Origin of the sequence: Pseudoalteromonas sp. 23_GOM-1509m, from assembly GCF_000518425.1 — a bacterium.
Classification (GTDB): Bacteria; Pseudomonadota; Gammaproteobacteria; order Enterobacterales; family Alteromonadaceae; genus Pseudoalteromonas; species Pseudoalteromonas tetraodonis.
This window is the reverse complement of the sequence record NZ_KI912434.1, coordinates 181,410-198,198: the sequence shown is the minus strand read 5'-3', so window position 1 is coordinate 198,198 and position 16,789 is coordinate 181,410. Positions and strand designations below refer to the sequence as shown.

The following is a 16,789-nucleotide window of genomic DNA, read 5'->3' as shown; positions in this document are numbered from 1 at the left end:
AGTTTAAATACTTGCAGGCATGTTATTACAACTAGCATAGTAACTTACGGTTGCTGGCCAATCGGAAAAGATACCCATTACACCTACGTCTTGCGCTAACACATCAACCACAGTGAACATATCGCCATCGTTATCTATAACATCACTAATTGACTGATAATAATAACCGCCACCTTGATTTAGAGGGCCTGAGCGCTCAAGACTCCATGCAATGATATTAAGCCCCGCGGCTTTAGCGTCAATGGCATACTGTGAGGGGACAATATTACTGTTGTTATCTATGCTTAATAGCATCCATATGGGTGGCGCAATAATTTTAACGCCGTCGTTTACGAGCTCTGCCATAGATGGCTGCCATGTTGCAGCGTTGTTTGGATCAAACCCTGCATTGCTGTCGCGCCCATCTAAATAGACACTCTGCGCTGCAAATTCAGGATTAGTATTAATCCAATATTTTACGTCGGCTAAATTAAATGATTGCGGGTACACTCGCGAAGCGGGTACTTCCATTTGCGTGTATTCATCCAGCATTTTTTGTGCGTATTGCGTTTGGGTCATACCGTTAAAGGGCATACTCACTTGAGGTGATTTAAGCTCTGGGGTCATTTTTACTCCCAGCTCTTTAAAGAGTGCAATACTTTGTTTGTGGGTCATGAGTGTACCAGAGGTGGCGTATAAGTCAGTGCGCCAACTGGGTGTACCTTTCATGTAATCGCTAACATTGGTGGCACTGGTGTTTGCGCCATCCATCTTGCCCTCAAGGGTTAAAAATTCTGCCAAACTAATATCACTGGTACAACATTTAGCTGAAGCAGGCGTGCCACTGTTAGAGTTTGCTGGGGTAAATGGCTCACTGCATTTAGCAGCCAATGTTGGAATGGCTAAAATATTGGTGGTGGTGTGCAAGTCGCACTGAGAATGACGACATACTAGCTCTTTATCATTGGTAAAGGTTACATCGCATTCGACAACACCTGCTCCCATACGAGCGGCTGCAATATAAGATTCTTTAGTGTGTTCTGGGTATTGCATTGGAGCACCACGGTGACCAATTGAAAAATCAGTACGGTAAAAAGGACCTTCCTTGCACGATTCTAATTTTGTTTTTAGTGCGCTGCTAGCCATATCGTCAACTAGGTAGTCTGGGCGAGTACCTAGTTGAATATTAGTGCCTTGTACTACTTCAACAATAACCGGGGTAGGTACTTCAACAATTTCAACGTCAGTGTTGGTAACAACCACTTCTTTTTCGACTATTTTTACATCGTCATCACAGCCAGTAAGTGAGCTTAATAATAAAAAAGTTGTTAGAAAAGGTATGCGCTTCATTATTTGTCCTTAAAAATAAAAGTGGACGCTACCTTACTAATTTTTAATGACAATTTCACTACAGAGTGATTAATTTACTGGTTTAGCCATTATTTGGTTTACCACTAAGGCAACCAGCATCACTCCTGCGCCAATACTTAATCTAAGTAGGTCTGCGTCTCTATTCCAAATAAGCACATTAACAATAATACCGGCAGGAATAAGCAAGTTGTTCATCACCGCCAGCGCGCCAACATTAACAAGCGTCGCGCCTTTATTCCACATAAAGTAGCCTAAACCGGAGGCCACAATGCCTAAATAAATCAGTATGCCCCATTGAGTTGAGGTACTTGGTAATTTGTTAAGATCACCAAATAAGGCGTAACAGGCGCTTGCAACAATTAGTGCGCCAATAAAAAACCAACCAAATACGGTTTTATCATCGAGTTGTTTATTAAGCATTAATCGTTTGTAGGTTACTTGGCCGATGGCAAAACTAATATTAGCGCCTTGAACCAGTAGTAATCCGACTAAAAAGTTACTGTCTAAGTTTTCATAACGAATGGTAATAGCACCTAGTACGGCAATAAACGCAACGATAAAAAACTGCGGATTAAACTGTTTATTTAGCGCATCGTTTAAAAGCGTAATGTAAAGCGGGGTCATTACAGTAAATAACAGCACTTCTGGCACACTTAAAAACAAAAATGAGTGGTAATAAAAGCCATACATAACCCCCAGTTGCAGTGCGCCTATCAGCATGAGTTTACACGCAAGCGGGGTGGGGATTTTCTTTAAAAAAGGCAAAAATACTAACGCTGCTAAAGCAACACGAATTAACACACTAAACCATGCATCAACTTGGCCTGCTAAGTACACACCAATTAAACTAAACGAGAAGGCCCATAATAGAGTGACGGCAAATAAATAGCCCATGGTGTTGCTTGCTCCAAATTAAAAACGCGAGTGTATACTACACCGACTAACAAAGGGAGGGCTCAGCTAACTGAGCCCAATAATTAACTTATTGCTGTGAGCTTACAAATTGTTTTGCTTGTGCTTTAAGGTCTTCCAGTGCGGCTTTATTATAGTAGCGGTTATGGCTGATCACCCCTTGTAATGATTGCGTGTTACGCACATCAATTAATGGATTGCGCTGTAAAATAATAATATCTGCCACTTTACCAACTTCTAAAGAGGTAAATTGCTGGGTTTTATTTAAAAATGTTGGCCCCGCCACAGTCGCACTTTGCAGTATCTGTTGTGGAGTTAGGCCATAGTCACTAAAAAGAGCTAATTCTTGATGAAGCGACAGCCCAGGGTAAATATAAGAATTTAAAAAGCCTGCATCGGTGCCCGCAATAATAGGCACACCCGCCTCTTGTGCCCAAGGTAGCAGTTGAGCGGTTTGAACAAAGCGTTGTTTACGCTGTTTAATTTGTGTAGGAGTATCTTTGTTTGCGCGATCAACGCGCCACTGGTAGGTGTCTTTTAGGCCCTTACCTAAGTAATTTAAAAACTCGTCCTGCTGGTGGTTATCTTCGTCAATATAAGCCGTAACTTGGCCGCCAATTAAGGTTGGCACAACCGCGGTGTTGTTTTTGGCTAATAGACGGTATTTTTGCATTGCGGTGTCTTTATCTATGTTATTCATCACAATGGGTAAGGCGCTGCGGTAACTCAGTTCACCGGTTTTTACTTTAGCTGAAATTTCATCTTCGTTTTTAGCTGCCGCCTTAAGTAAATATGTCATATGTTCTATCGCGTCTAAACCCGCGCTAGATACATCAGTCACTAATAACGAAAACGGAATATGCCCTGATATTTTGTAACCACGTTTTTTAACTTCTTTTACTGCCTGTAAATAAAGCGCAGGGGTTAATGCGCTGTCAGTAATTTTAATAAAGTCGACATTCATCGCGTCTAGTTTATCAATAGCAGCATGCATTTCTTGGGGTGTTTCCACTTCAAGGTCGCCCGGCCAAATAGAGCCTTTACCTTCAAGCTTAGGGCCTGAGGTATAAATAGTGGGACCTATTAGTTCACCTTTGCTTATTTGCTCGCGCCAGCTTAGAACTGATTCACTTAAATCGGCGGCGGCATCGCGTACCGTTGTTACGCCGTAGGCCAAATATAAAGGCAGTAGCTGCTTATTTTCTTCAATTAATTGTTCGCCACCGCCAAAATGCACGTGCATATCCCAAAGGCCTGGCATAACAAAGCGCCCTTGTGCATCAATTTGCGTGGTGGCACTGTAGTTTAATTTAAGTGAGTTATCGCCGCGGGCAATAATTTTAGAGTCAGAAATGGCAATTGTTTGATTGGGGATCACCACTGCATTTTCGATATCAACAATATTCGCGTGGTTAATAATAATATCGGCATGTTGCTTTTCGTTAGCAAAACTCAATGTGCTTAGCAGCAATGAGAGAGGGAGGAGAAACGTGTATTTCATAAAGGCACCTTAATTTTTTATTAAGGTTAACATAGCCAAGTTATATTGTTTAAGTGTTTGAGTTAAATAGCGTTTTAAATAAGTTAAAAAAGCCCGCAAGCGGGCTTTTATTAACGATTAAAGTAATCGATTAGTCAACTAAACCACGGCGCTTAAGCAGGGCGTCAGTGGTTGGTTTTTGGCCTCTAAACTCAATGTAGCTTTGCATTAAGTCACGGCTATTACCTTTTGATAGGATCTCTTTACGGAACTTATCGCCATTTTCGCGCGTTAAGCCACCGTTGTTTTCCATGTGAGCAAACGCATCAGCGGCAAATACTTCAGTCCACAGGTAAGCGTAGTAACCTGCTGAGTAACCACCTGCAAACGTATGGCTAAAGTAGTTTGATTTATAACGCGGCGGAACAGGGTAGTAATCAATACCATGTGCCTTTAATGCGTCACTTTCAAACTGCTGTACGTCAGTTATTTTCTTATCAGAACCAAATGAGTGCCATTCCATATCCAGTAGTGCTGCGGCTAAATATTCAGTGGTACCAAAACCTTGGTTGAACTTTTGCGACTCAAGTACTTTATCAAGTAGTGCTTGAGGAATTGGCTCTCCAGTTTTGTAATGTTTAGCGTAGTTAGCAAGTACCGTTGGTTCAATCATCCAATCTTCGTGTGCTTGTGATGGAAATTCAACAAAGTCACGTGCTGTTGCAGTGCCTGCTAGGCTTGGGTATTTAACGTCAGAGAATAAACCGTGTGCCGCATGACCAAACTCGTGGAACATAGTTGATACTTCATCAAACGTCATGAGCGTTGGCTCGCCTTCAGCCGGCTTTGGAATGTTTTGTGCGTTGTAAATAACAGGTTTAGTGCCTTTTAAGCCGCTTTGGCTTACGTATGCACTCATCCATGCACCGCCACGCTTACCTTCACGTGCATATGGGTCCATGTAAAATAAACCAATTGCGCTGCCATCGGCGTTAAATACTTCAAATGCCATTACATCGTCGTGGTAAACCGGCAGGTCTTTACGCTCTTTAAAGGTAATACCGTAAAGTTTTTCCATAGCGAAGAACAGGCCGTTATGGATAACCGACTGCATTTCAAAATAAGGCTTAACTAAGGCTGGATCTAGGTCGTATTTTTCAGCGCGTACTTTTTCTGCGTAGAAAGACCAATCCCATGGTTTAAGTTCAAAGTTTTCACCCGAATCATTAATTACTTTTTGAATTGCTTGTGCTTCTGCTTGCGCTTTTTCAACGGCTTTTGGCGCTAAGTCATCTAAAATGCCGTACACGTTATCAGTAGTTTGCGCCATGCGTGAAGTCATTACATAAGAAGCCCAATCTTTAAAGCCTAACAGTTCTGCTTTTTGTGCGCGCAGGTTAGTTTCTTTAATAATGATAGGGCCATTTGTTTTAGCAGCACGATTGGTTGATGCTTTAAAAATTTGCTCACGTAGTTCGCGATTTTCAAGGCTTGCTAAAATAGGTTGTTGCGTGGTGTTCACTAAGGTGATCATGTAGCCATCTTTGCCTGCTTTTTTAGCAGCGGCTGCAAGACCGGCAATTTCACCTTCAGATAAACCCGCAAGTTTGCTTTTATCAGTAACCATAATGACGTCTTCTTTAAACGATTTTAATACGTTTTGAGAAAACTCAGTTGATAGTTTTGCAAGCTCTGCGTTGATTTCACGCATTTTTGCTTTTTCAGCATCGTTTAATTTTGCACCGGCTTTTACAAACTGTTTGTAGTAAAAATCGACTAGGCGTTGATCTTCAGCGCTTAACTTATCTTTATTGTCGTATACCGTTTGTACACGTTTAAACAATGCACCATTTAAATAAATGTCATCAGAGTGAGCCGAGAAAACTGGCGCCATTTTTTTATCAATACGTTGGTATTCATCGTTTGAAATAAGGCCTGATAGGTTATAAAACGCAGCTGATGCGCGGTTTAGTAGCTCGCCTGCCAGCTCCATTTCAACTAAGGTGTTTTCAAAAGTGGCTGGCGCTGGGTTGTTGGCAATTGCCAGTATTTCTGCATTGTGCTGTGCAATACCTGCATCAAATGCGGCTTCGTATTCAGTCGTACCAAACTTATCAAACTCAGGTGCCATGTATTGAAGTGGACTTGGTTTGAACAATACATTGCTTGCGTTAATGTCTTGAACTTGCGCTGCGGTTTCTTGTGTTGTTTCTTTAGTGCTCTCAGAAGAGCAGGCAGATAATAAAAGTGCACTAGCAATCGTAGTGGCAATCAGTGTTTTACGCATAATAACTCCATAGAAAAAATAGCCGAAATAGGCTTAGTGAGTCGAAAACACAGTTAACTTACCAAATTTTGACTTATATACAACAAAGTTTATCGATTTAAAGCAGGATTTAAACGCAAATTAGATTGCAAAAACAGCTTTAGTAGATAAAAGCAGCAGTAAACAGCTCAAATTACCCCAAGGTCAATGCAAGCATGTCGACACGAGACAATCACGGTTGTTTTACCGTCATTATTTTAAACAGACTGTTACTTATTTAATTTAACCACATGCTAGACTCACTCAATTATTAGCATTTACTGATTTACTAACTGCTAGCTTATTTTTATATGGAATAATCATGAATATAGAACAAATTAACGACATACTAGGTTTTGTGCTGTTTAGTTATAACGACGTACATATTACGGTTGCTAAAGTCATTCAAGTCCCACTGATTTTATTTACTATGTGGTTTGTGGTTACACGTATTGGTAAATTGATTAAGAAGTCATTACTTGCTCGAAAAATGAGCCCAGATGCAGTGCATTTATTTACGCGTTTTTATTTCATTTTAAGCATTGCGATTTTACTTTTTACCTCCCTTGAGGTGCTCAACATTCCACTAACCGCATTTGCCTTTGTATCGGGTGCCATTGCCATTGGTGTGGGGTTCGGTGCACAAAATATTATTAATAACTTTATTAGTGGCTGGATATTAATGTGGGAGCGGCCAATCCGCATTGGCGATTTTCTAGAAGTTGGCACTGCAAAAGGGGTGGTTGAAACTATTAACACTCGCTCTACCCGCATTCGCAGAAACGACGGGGTGCATATGTTGATCCCTAATAGCCAGTTATTAGAAAATACGGTTACAAACTGGACGCTCATTGATGGCAATGCGCGCTCATCCGTGAGCGTAGGCGTAGCTTATGGCTCTGATGTATTACTGGTTAAAAAGTTAATTCAGCAAGTATTAGATGAACATGAAGCTATACTCGTAACGCCCCAATCAACCGTGTTGTTTGATGACTTTGCCGACAGCTCGCTGGTCTTTAATGCTATTTTTTGGGTGTGCGCTGAATCTGAAACTCGATTAAGGCAAGTGCGCAGTGATATTCGCTTTAGTATTTATGAAGTGTTTGAACAACACGATGTGGTTATTGCATTTCCACAGCGAGATCTTCATATTGATGGTGAAATTGCACTCACACGTTCATTAGTGAAAAAGTAGTATTTAAAAAAGTGCCGCGTTATTTTGCTATATTTTTTAACAATTCATTGTAAGGACATATGTCCGCTTTTTGGTTGTTTAGTTGCTAAAAGTACACTAAAAGTCGGGATAGTGCGCTTAAGTGTTAAAAATAAGTTTATATTTTTAACACTCAGCATGCGGTAAATTAATTACAGCATGGTATAATCTCGCGCATTCAGTCAGCCTTATTTATGCCGTTTTTGTACTCTCGGTAATAAGGTCCGCGCCGCATAGAGCAAGTCGCGAAAAATTGACTGAATCCGTAATTATTTAATTGCGCAACACATCAACCGTTGAACAAGAGTGCACTAAAAAGGTTAACCCCGACATGAAAGCAATGAAAAGATCTACGTTAGCAACCCTTATCAATGCAACGTTGTTCTCTGCCGTAGCAGGTACTTCAATTTCAGCCCTAGCTGCTGAGCAAGAAACTACTGCTAAGAAGAACCAACTAGAAGTTATTCAAGTAACTGCTCGTAAACGAGTAGAAAACGCTCAAGAAGTACCTGTTGCTGTTTCAGCCCTGCAAGGCGACAGTTTAGATGCTTACAGCTCAGCTGGTATGGATATTCGTTTTATGAATGCGAAAATCCCAAGTTTATCTATTGAATCTTCATTTGGTCGTTCATTCCCACGCTTTTATGTACGTGGTTTAGGTAACACTGATTTCGATTTGAATGCTTCACAGCCTGTGTCACTTGTGGTTGATGAAATTGTACAAGAAAATGCTATTTTAAAAGGTTTTCCTGTATTTGACGTAGCGCGTGTTGAAGTGCTTCGTGGCCCACAAGGTACGTTGTTCGGCCGTAATACGCCAGCTGGTCTAGTTAAATTTGATACCGTTAAACCAAGTCAAGAATTTGAAGGTTATGGCTCTGTATCATACGGTAGCCGTGGCGCAGTTGATTTTGAAGGCGCAGTTGGTGGTTCATTAACAGACCGTTTATCAACGCGTGTTTCAGTACTTTGGCAAGACAAAGACGATTACATTGATAATCGTGCACCGGGCTTTGAACAAAAAGATGCCTTAGGTGGTTACACTGAACAAGCTGCACGTATTCAATTTTTATATGAAGGTGACGATTTCACTGGATTATTTAACTACCATGTCCGTGATTTAGATGGCTCTCCAATTGCCTTTCGTGCCAATACTATCAAGCCTGGCACTAATGACTTAGTTGATGATTTTGAAAATGATGTGGTTTACCACGATGCCGCATCGCGTGCGACGCAACAAGTGGAATCACAAGGTGCAAGCCTTAAACTTGAGTGGGACTTAGCTAACCACACAGTAACTTCAATCTCTGGTTGGGAAAGTGCAGAAATTTACTCTCGTGCTGACATTGATGGTGGTTACGGTGGATTCTCTATCAATGATGTTCCAGTAGCTATGGGTCCTGGTTTTATTCCTTTTTCTTCAGAAAGTGCTGATGGTATTCCAGACCAAGACCAATACACGCAAGAGTTACGTTTATCAAGCAACTTTGCTGGCGATGTAAATTACCAGGTGGGTGTTTTTTACTTCGACGAAGCATTAACGATTGAAAACTTTAGCTATGATACGGCTAATAATGGCGTATTAAATGGGTTTGTTAGCCAACAGCAAGACACTAAAGCATGGGCTGTGTTTGGCTCAGTTGATTACACCATTACTGATGATTTAAAAGTAACCGCGGGCCTTCGTTACTCTGACGATGAGAAAGAGTTCTCAGCAAACCGTACGCTTAGCCCTGTAGGTGGTGCTGCTACTTACATTGAAAAAAATGTAAGCGATGATCACGTAAGCTGGGATTTATCGGCTAACTACAAAGTCAATGATGACGTAAACTGGTATGGCCGCATTGCTAACAGTTTCCGTGCACCGAGTCTTCAAGGTCGTATCTTATTTGGTGATGAAGTAACCGTTGCTGATTCAGAGACTGTTACTTCGTTTGAAACAGGTATTAAATCTGATGTGTTAGATGGCCAAGGCCGTGTTAACGCAACGGTATTTTATTACACCATGGACGACCAACAGCTAACGGCTGTAGGTGGTGGTGCTAACTTTAACCGCTTATTAAATGCTGATAAAACAACTGGCTACGGTTTCGAAATTGATTCTGAGTGGGTGTTAACGGATGAGCTAAATGCCACGTTTAACTTAAGCTACAACAAAACCGAGCTTAAAGACAAAGATTTAGCCGTTGCTGTGTGTGCACAATGTACTGTTACTGATCCTACGTTCCAAGTACCAGGTGCATTTGGTCCTGAAGACCGTGCTATTTTAGATGGTAACAGCTTACCGCATGCTCCAGAGTGGATCTCTAACATCACACTTCGTTACACTAAAGAACTCGCTGAAGGTGAATTCTTCACTTACGCTGATGTGTCGTACCGCAGTGAAATTGACTTTTTCTTATATGAATCAGTTGAGTTTGAAGGTAAGCCACTAACAGAAGTAGGTCTACGTGCTGGTTATGCATGGGCACAAGGCGACTACGAATATGAAGTATCAGCATTCGTGCGTAACCTATTTGACGAGCAACAAGCAATTGGTGGTGTTGATTTCAACAACAACACAGCAATGGTTAACGAAGAGCGTTACATTGGTGCTGAATTTAAAGTTAACTTTTTCTAATCGATAAATTTAACGTTAAATTGTAATTATTGATAAAAGCCTGCCTAGTGCAGGCTTTTTTATTTTTGTAGAGCTGCTAAAGTAGCGCTCATATGTTTATTAAAGAGAAAAAGTAATGGCTGGATTTTGGAATTACCGTGTAATTTTTTGTGAAGCAACCAAAGATGAAGCGGCGCAATATCAAATACATGAAGTGGAATATAACCTAAATGGTAAAGTAACTAACTGGTCAGAAACGGGTGCAGCGCCGTTTGGTACTTCGTTAGATGAACTAAAAGATGATGCTGAGCGCTTAAAAACCGCATTTGAAAAACCCGTACTTAAAGTGATGCGCAAAGCCCGTGGTTACGAGTTAGTTGATGTAAACACCGGTGAAGACGCTTATGCTGAGCCGCCAGCAGGCTTGACTGAGTAACACACATTAATGAAAGGTGCTTAGGCACCTTTTTTAATATTCAGGGCATAGGCTAAACAGCTAAACTACAAGGAGAAGGTATGTCTATTGAAGCGGTATTATTTGATATGGATGGCACGTTAGTTGATTCTGAAAGTGTGCATTATATCTGTTGGAGCCAATTACTTGCGCCTTTTGGTGTGCGTTATGACGAAGATGATTTTTGTCAGCGCTTTTCTGGGCGCCCCACAATTGACGCTGCAAAGGAAATAAAACAAACCCATAACTTGTCTGTGAGTAGTCGCTATTTAGCGGATGAAAAATACCGTTTGTTTAAGGGTCTGTTGACCTTTGCAGATTTAAATTTGTTCAAGCTAGGGGCGATTTAATCGCGGCGCGAGGTTTGTAACCTAGTGGGCTAAGTCAAAGCCGAGCAACAAAGAGTTAATCGCCCCTAGGCAGAACCCTTCGGGCAACGCCTATTTGGCATTGATGCTGCGTTATCGCCTATTTATGGGGAGTAACCACACCACATAGGCTCTGCCTTGCCTAAATACCAAATAGTCTGCTGCAAATTTAACCTTGAAAGATCAACAGACCCTAGCAAACGTTAAAACCAATTTACCGCCTTTAATGCCTTATGCTGCAGATATTTTATTCGCGGTTAAAGAGCAAGGCTTAAAAATGGCGTTAGTAACAGGCAGCGCACGCCATGAAGCTGAGCCAATACTAAAAGGATTAGGGTTTTATGATTTATTTGATACGGTGGTTACAAAAGACGATGTAACCAATCCAAAGCCTGCCGGTGATCCCTATTTATTAGCACTTAAAAATATGCAGGTCGCTGCAAAAAATGCGATTGCCGTTGAAGATACTTTCACTGGCGTAACAGCAGCAAATAATGCAGCCTTAGCCGTTGTAGCGATTGCTAATAAGCACACCGAGCAGCACGACTTCAGTAAAGCAACACAGCAAATGGATAACCTTGAAGAATTTTGGCAATGGCTTCAATCTCAACTATAGTTTAAGCCATATTTAAATTTGCAAGGATGCAGTTATGGTTACTATTCAAAGATACCTATTTATTTTTTTAACGCTTTTTAGTGCGAGTTTATTAGCGCAATTGCCGCAGGTGCAACTCGCTGATGTTTATGATGAAACTAAGCATAACGATATTCGCCAATATTTGGTGAGTGAAAAGTTTGACGGCGTTAGAGCAATATGGACGGGGAAACAATTTGTTACCCGCCAAGGTAATCCAATTAATCCTCCTAAGTGGTTTACCGCCCCTTTGCCTGATGTTTGGTTAGATGGTGAATTATGGACCAAGCGGGGTCAATTTTCTGTTCTCAGTGGTATTGTTAGAACAAAAGTACCCGACGACTTACTCTGGCAAACAGTGACTTATCAAGTATTTGATATGCCAGATACAAGCACGCCTTTTCATCGTCGCTATCAAAATTACCTGTCACTCATTACTAAGTTAAATAGCTCACATATTAAGGCGGTTAAGCAATATCAATTTAGCGACAATCAGCAACTAAGTGATTGCTTTAATGAGGTCACCAAACAAGGCGGGGAGGGCGTTATGCTTCATTTAGCAGAGGCTAAGCATACGAGTGGTCGCTCTAGTGCATTGTTAAAACTCAAACCTTATTTGGATGCTGAAGCGCTAGTTATTGAATATTTACCAGGTAAAGGTAAATACACAGGTATGCTCGGGGCATTACGAGTGCAAACCAAGCAAGGCGTAACCTTTTCTATTGGCACGGGCTTTAGTGATGAAGAACGCAAGCGTCCGCCAGCCATTGGTTCAACAATCACTTATCGATACCACGGATACACTAAAAATGGTTTACCGCGTTTTGCTAGCTTTTTGCGAGAAAGACCCGAAAAATAAAGAGTGTAGGCCAATTCAGTATATATTTTTTAGCAATTATGCTAAATTGCGCGGCCTTTTTGGTAATGTTTGGTGATCTATGTTTGTTGGTTTTGATTATGGTAGTTCTAATTGTGCTATGGGTATTTTAAACGAAGAGCGTGTTAAGCTCATTCCTTTAGAGCAAGGCAAACATTATCTTCCATCAACTTTATACACACATCATAGCGCCTTAGTCGTTGATTTTGTTGCGCAGCATTTGCAGGGCTCAGAGCATGAGCATGCCTATAAAACCGCGCGCCAACCCTTGCTTAATACGCTCCCGCGAATTAAATCAGACCTAGACTTACAAGCCGGCGACGACACTCTATTTATTGGCCGAGAGGCGATTAGTGAATATGTGCAATTTCCTGAAGAAGGTTATTTTGTAAAATCCCCTAAATCATTTTTTGGCGCAACGGGCTTAAAGCAAGGGCAAATCAATTTTTTTGAAGATATTGCCACAGCAATGATTTTAAAAATAAAACAACGTGCTGAATTATCGTTAGGGTATACGCTGAGCCAAACTGTTATTGGTCGCCCAGTGAATTTTCAAGCGGTTGGCGGTGAGCAGTCAAACCAACAAGCTGTGGGCATTTTAACACGCGCAGCAAACCGAGCAGGCTTTAAAGATGTTGAGTTTTTATATGAGCCACTCGCCGCTGGTATTGATTATGAAAGTGATTTAAAGCAAGACCAAAAAGTATTGGTGATTGATATTGGCGGTGGTACCAGTGACTGCTCATTTGTACAAATGGGGCCAAGCTTTAGAGGAAATAGCCAGCGAGATGCAGACTTTTTAGCACATAGTGGTAAACGTGTTGGCGGAAACGATTTAGATATTGCTTTGAGCTACCATGGTTTAATGCCGTTACTCGGGCTTGGCAGTACGTTTAAATCAGGTTTACCGCTACCTAATCAACCATTTTGGCAAGCTTGTAAAATTAACGATGTGAATTTACAGAGCCAGTTTTATAGTGCTCAGCATTATCGTGAACTCAGTGCGCAGTTACGCGATGTCAGCGCCCCTGAACTTTACAAACGACTTATTCACTTACAGCAAAATAAGCAAGGTCACCAATTAGTTCAACAAGCTGAAGCGGCTAAAATTGCATTAACATCCGCAAATAGTTTTAATTGTGATTTAGCCTTTTTAGATAACTCATTAAGCAAAGATATTTCAGTCGCTGATTTAGCGCTTGCTGTTGACGATAGCATTAGCCACATTGTGACCTTGGCTAAACAGGCAATTACTGATGCCAATACCACTCCCGATGTGATTTATTTAACTGGGGGGAGTGCACAGTCTCCATTAATTAAAGCGGCGTTGAGTGAGCATTTAGGCAACATAAAAATGGTGAACGGTGATCACTTTGGTAGTGTAACTGCTGGCCTTACTAAATGGGCCAGCATGCTTTATAAGTAAGCTGCTATAGAGATATTTGTCGGGTTGCGAGGTATTTTTCGTAATCTGGCAATGTTCGCTCAAGCTCTATATCCATTAATGGTGAGCTAAGTAGCATATCGGCACTCACTTCATTACACGCCACAGGAATATTCCATACAGCAGCTAAACGTAGCAGAGCTTTAACATCGGGATCATGAGGTTGCGAGGCTAAAGGGTCCCAAAAAAAGACTAATACATGTATTTCATGCTCCGCTATTTTCGCCCCGAGTTGTTGATCGCCGCCCATAGGGCCACTTAATAATTGAATAACATCAAGCCCTGTTGTTTTCTCAATTAAATGCCCAGTAGTCCCTGTGCCATATAAAGTGTGTTTACTTAGAATGGCCTTATGTTTTTCGCACCATAACTTAAGCGCGGCTTTTTTTCCGTCATGTGCTACTAAGGCTATATTTTTTTGCGCAGGTAGAGATTGTATTTTTTGATCCATGCTGATTCTTATTAGTTAGAGTAATAAATTGATAGCCAAGGCAATAAATACAATGCCTGTGAACCTATCAATCCAAAGCTGGCTATTTGGGTGATTTCTAAAAAATTGAGCTATTTTATCGCCGAAATAAATATACGTGCAGTCAATCGGAAAAGCAAAGATTGGATAAAGTAGCCCAAAAAATGCCAGCTGAAAGGTTGCAGATGACAAGCTAGGGTCAACAAATTGTGGGATAAAAGCAATAAAAAACAAAGCCACCTTAGGATTAAGCACTTCTGTCATCATGGCTTGAAACATGACATTTTTGTTTTTATTGGTTGTAACATGCGGTTTATCGCTTTGCTCACAAGATGGTGGCATAAACGTGCCTTTAAGCATCATAAAACCTAAGTAACATAAATAGGCTGCACCTGCATATTGTACGCTGGCATAGGCTGTTTCAGAGGCTTTTAAAATAGCACTTAAACCAACAACCGCAAAAAATGTATGTACTACGCCACCTAAAGCAAAGCCAAATGCACTTTGCATACCTGCTTTTCGCCCGTTAGCAAATGTTTGCGCCATTAAAAACGCGTTTGATGGCCCTGGCGCAACGGCCATTAAAAAGCTGGCGAGTAAAAATGAGAGCAAAAAGTCAGGGTTGATCATTAAATAGTACGAAAAAGAAGTGGTAAGTGATTTTATCAAGCAATGAGAAAAATAAAAAGCGGGCATATTGCCCGCTAAGTTGAGGATACTAAATTGTTATAAAACTAGCCGTTATGCTTTTAAACATAACGAAGTGCTAAATTTATTAAAAACTAACGGTGATATTATTTGAACACACCGTAGTGCTCAGCGCTTCACATACTTGATATGTATAGGTGCCGCCACCTTTAGTATTAATGCTGTCGGTGTAGACATTATTATTTGCAGTGGTAATGACTTTGCTACCATTGCGGTAGATATCAACTTGGCTTGTTGCTGCGCCATTCCAACTTAAATCAACAAATTTAGTGCCTTTTGATTTGTAACCTGAAGCGCTAAGAGAGATATCATCTACGCCTGGCTCGGGATCAACGCCACCCGTGCCGCCACCCGCACAGCCGTTTGCTGTAAGGTAAGCATCAGCGTCTGCCGCTTTTACAATACCATAGCCAAAGTAATCATCACGACCAGCAGCCCCTTGATCTTGCGCTGTTGCTTTTAACGCATCGCGAATTTCTGTGCCTGTACAGTCTCTATGGTTAGACCATACTAGCGCAGCAATACCTGAAACTGCAGGCGTTGCCATTGACGTTCCACTCATAAAACCATAATCAGTTGCGCCAATATTAATTGTCACGTTTGTACTAGCAACTAATGCGCTACGATCTTCAAATGCAGCGCCTACAGCAGGAATTGAAGTATCGTTGGTATCACCTAGTGTTGCGTATAACATGCCGGCTTCATTGTTGATAATAACCGCACCTAAACCGCCTGAGTTTTCACAGTTAGCAACTTTGTCATAAAATGAAATAACACCACGATCAATCATACATACTTTACCAGCGGCACCTGGATCAACTGTTTCGCCGGTCCCCATAAAGTAGGCACTCGCCGTGACTTGACCTGCATTTTCCATTGCTGATGAATTATATGCTGTGCCATCGGCTGACATACTCGCTGCTGTAGCCATACCTGCAGGGTAGGTTGATAGCGTATCAACACCACCGGCTGTTACTTCTACACAAATGGTTTCATCGTTTGTTGCACGTTTACCACGACCTGATGAACAACTTGGGAATTGTGAAAAATCAGCAATTTGATTATTGGCATCATTAGCACCAACCATCATAACTGACGGGTAGCCTGCAGGATAAGAACGTACGTTATTACCATCATTACCCGCGGCAGCAACAACAAGGCCGCCTGCATTGGTAAAGTTAGCAAACGCATTTGATTCTGTACTGTTTGAGCCGCCGCCCCCTAAGCTCATACTAATAATGTTCGCACCTGCTTGAGAACATAAATCTGCTGCTTGAGCCAAGTCAGATGAGTAACCCCAGCCTGATTCGTTAAATACTTTAATAATGTGCATTGCCACACCCGGTGCCATACCTACCACACCAAGGTTGTTGTCTGCAGCACCAATTGTACCGGCTACGTGAGTACCATGTGGGCCGCCATTATCAAACCAATTACCGGTGCCACTGTCGTTATCACCGGTGATGTTGCCCCAAATAAAGTCAGGGTTTGAGCTATCTAAGCCGGAATCGATAACACAGACTTTCATGCCTGCATTGGCATCAAAAGTTACTTGATCAACCTGTGATTGATAAACGGCATAAGGCGTAATTTGCTGCTGCATTGCATCGCCTACATCATCGTTAAATAATGACATAGGTACACGCTTATGATCTTCTTCAATGAGTTTAATATGTGGGTTGTTGAGTAGGCCTTTTAAGCTACTTAAATCTTGACCAGTAAATTTTGCGGCAATAAATCCATTACCATCTACTTTAATCTCACCACCTAGTTTTTTAGTAAGCGCTTTAACAACACCTTTTTTATTATTATCAACTTGAATGATGAAGCGATCGTTTGCAGCATGGGCAGTTCCGGCTGCAAAAATACCAGTAAGAACTAATGCTAAGGCGAGTTTATTCTTTTTCATATTATAATATCCTAGAATTAATTGGTTAACTTTCTGTTAACTTGAGCTAACATTAAAATAATAAAAA

The 16,789-nt window shown here is 41.2% G+C and carries 13 protein-coding genes and 1 pseudogene; 7 read left to right on the top strand and 7 right to left on the bottom strand.

Features of this window, described 5'->3' with window-relative positions:
- Positions 1-3: 3 nt before the first annotated feature.
- The 4 genes from N523_RS0116495 to N523_RS0116475 form a co-directional block, all read right to left on the bottom strand.
- On the bottom strand, positions 4-1,329 hold the full coding sequence (locus tag N523_RS0116495; protein ID WP_028835408.1) for a glycerophosphodiester phosphodiesterase family protein: 1,326 nt from the start codon (positions 1,327-1,329) through the stop codon (positions 4-6).
- Between the two features lie 69 nt (positions 1,330-1,398).
- Positions 1,399-2,244 (bottom strand): carboxylate/amino acid/amine transporter, encoded by an 846-nt coding sequence (locus N523_RS0116490; RefSeq protein ID WP_028835407.1) that lies wholly within the window; start codon positions 2,242-2,244, stop codon positions 1,399-1,401.
- Between the two features lie 88 nt (positions 2,245-2,332).
- Positions 2,333-3,763, bottom strand: a complete 1,431-nt coding sequence (locus tag N523_RS0116485) for an amidohydrolase family protein (RefSeq protein ID WP_028835406.1) — start codon at positions 3,761-3,763, stop codon at positions 2,333-2,335.
- Positions 3,764-3,893: 130 nt separating this feature from the next.
- A complete protein-coding gene (locus tag N523_RS0116475) occupies positions 3,894-6,029 on the bottom strand; it encodes a M3 family metallopeptidase (protein WP_028835405.1) in 2,136 nt (711 codons plus the stop codon).
- A 340-nt stretch (positions 6,030-6,369) separates the two neighbouring features.
- Between N523_RS0116475 and N523_RS0116470 the strand changes: the two genes are divergently transcribed.
- The 7 genes and pseudogenes from N523_RS0116470 (at position 6,370) to yegD (ending at position 13,618) form a co-directional block, all read left to right on the top strand.
- Complete coding sequence (locus tag N523_RS0116470) at positions 6,370-7,242, top strand: mechanosensitive ion channel family protein (protein ID WP_028835404.1); 873 nt, start codon at positions 6,370-6,372, stop codon at positions 7,240-7,242.
- 349 nt (positions 7,243-7,591) lie between these two features.
- Positions 7,592-9,880: a TonB-dependent receptor gene (locus tag N523_RS0116465; protein WP_028835403.1), complete on the top strand. Its 2,289-nt coding sequence runs from the start codon at positions 7,592-7,594 to the stop codon at positions 9,878-9,880.
- Between the two features lie 115 nt (positions 9,881-9,995).
- A complete protein-coding gene (locus N523_RS0116460) occupies positions 9,996-10,295 on the top strand; it encodes a hypothetical protein (protein ID WP_016899420.1) in 300 nt (99 codons plus the stop codon).
- 80 nt (positions 10,296-10,375) lie between these two features.
- Positions 10,376-10,663: an HAD family hydrolase gene (locus N523_RS19125; RefSeq protein ID WP_231485853.1), complete on the top strand. Its 288-nt coding sequence runs from the start codon at positions 10,376-10,378 to the stop codon at positions 10,661-10,663.
- Between the two features lie 220 nt (positions 10,664-10,883).
- Positions 10,884-11,297, top strand: a pseudogene (locus N523_RS19120) (HAD family hydrolase); the annotation flags it as partial.
- Positions 11,298-11,331: 34 nt separating this feature from the next.
- A complete protein-coding gene (locus tag N523_RS0116450) occupies positions 11,332-12,174 on the top strand; it encodes a DNA ligase (protein WP_028835402.1) in 843 nt (280 codons plus the stop codon).
- A 79-nt stretch (positions 12,175-12,253) separates the two neighbouring features.
- Positions 12,254-13,618, top strand: coding sequence for a molecular chaperone (yegD, locus tag N523_RS0116445; protein WP_028835401.1), 1,365 nt, complete (start codon positions 12,254-12,256; stop codon positions 13,616-13,618).
- A gap of 4 nt (positions 13,619-13,622) precedes the next feature.
- On the opposite strand, the gene N523_RS0116440 is transcribed toward yegD, so the two are convergent.
- The 3 genes from N523_RS0116440 to N523_RS0116430 all read right to left on the bottom strand — a co-directional run bounded on the left by N523_RS0116440 (position 13,623) and on the right by N523_RS0116430 (position 16,722).
- Positions 13,623-14,087 (bottom strand): methylglyoxal synthase, encoded by a 465-nt coding sequence (locus N523_RS0116440; protein ID WP_024602847.1) that lies wholly within the window; start codon positions 14,085-14,087, stop codon positions 13,623-13,625.
- A 15-nt stretch (positions 14,088-14,102) separates the two neighbouring features.
- Positions 14,103-14,735: a LysE family translocator gene (locus tag N523_RS0116435; protein ID WP_024602846.1), complete on the bottom strand. Its 633-nt coding sequence runs from the start codon at positions 14,733-14,735 to the stop codon at positions 14,103-14,105.
- Between the two features lie 145 nt (positions 14,736-14,880).
- Entirely contained in the window at positions 14,881-16,722 is a 1,842-nt protein-coding gene (locus tag N523_RS0116430) for a S8 family serine peptidase (RefSeq protein WP_028835400.1), read from the bottom strand.
- Positions 16,723-16,789 lie beyond the last annotated feature (67 nt).

Coding starts and splice junctions, on each gene's coding strand:
- N523_RS0116495 (WP_028835408.1), bottom strand. CDS start 1,329: ATGAAGCGCATACCTTTTCTAACAACTTTTTTATTATTAAGCTCACTT.
- N523_RS0116490 (WP_028835407.1), bottom strand. CDS start 2,244: ATGGGCTATTTATTTGCCGTCACTCTATTATGGGCCTTCTCGTTTAGT.
- N523_RS0116485 (WP_028835406.1), bottom strand. CDS start 3,763: ATGAAATACACGTTTCTCCTCCCTCTCTCATTGCTGCTAAGCACATTG.
- N523_RS0116475 (WP_028835405.1), bottom strand. CDS start 6,029: ATGCGTAAAACACTGATTGCCACTACGATTGCTAGTGCACTTTTATTA.
- N523_RS0116470 (WP_028835404.1), top strand. CDS start 6,370: ATGAATATAGAACAAATTAACGACATACTAGGTTTTGTGCTGTTTAGT.
- N523_RS0116465 (WP_028835403.1), top strand. CDS start 7,592: ATGAAAGCAATGAAAAGATCTACGTTAGCAACCCTTATCAATGCAACG.
- N523_RS0116460 (WP_016899420.1), top strand. CDS start 9,996: ATGGCTGGATTTTGGAATTACCGTGTAATTTTTTGTGAAGCAACCAAA.
- N523_RS19125 (WP_231485853.1), top strand. CDS start 10,376: ATGTCTATTGAAGCGGTATTATTTGATATGGATGGCACGTTAGTTGAT.
- N523_RS0116450 (WP_028835402.1), top strand. CDS start 11,332: ATGGTTACTATTCAAAGATACCTATTTATTTTTTTAACGCTTTTTAGT.
- yegD (WP_028835401.1), top strand. CDS start 12,254: ATGTTTGTTGGTTTTGATTATGGTAGTTCTAATTGTGCTATGGGTATT.
- N523_RS0116440 (WP_024602847.1), bottom strand. CDS start 14,087: ATGGATCAAAAAATACAATCTCTACCTGCGCAAAAAAATATAGCCTTA.
- N523_RS0116435 (WP_024602846.1), bottom strand. CDS start 14,735: ATGATCAACCCTGACTTTTTGCTCTCATTTTTACTCGCCAGCTTTTTA.
- N523_RS0116430 (WP_028835400.1), bottom strand. CDS start 16,722: ATGAAAAAGAATAAACTCGCCTTAGCATTAGTTCTTACTGGTATTTTT.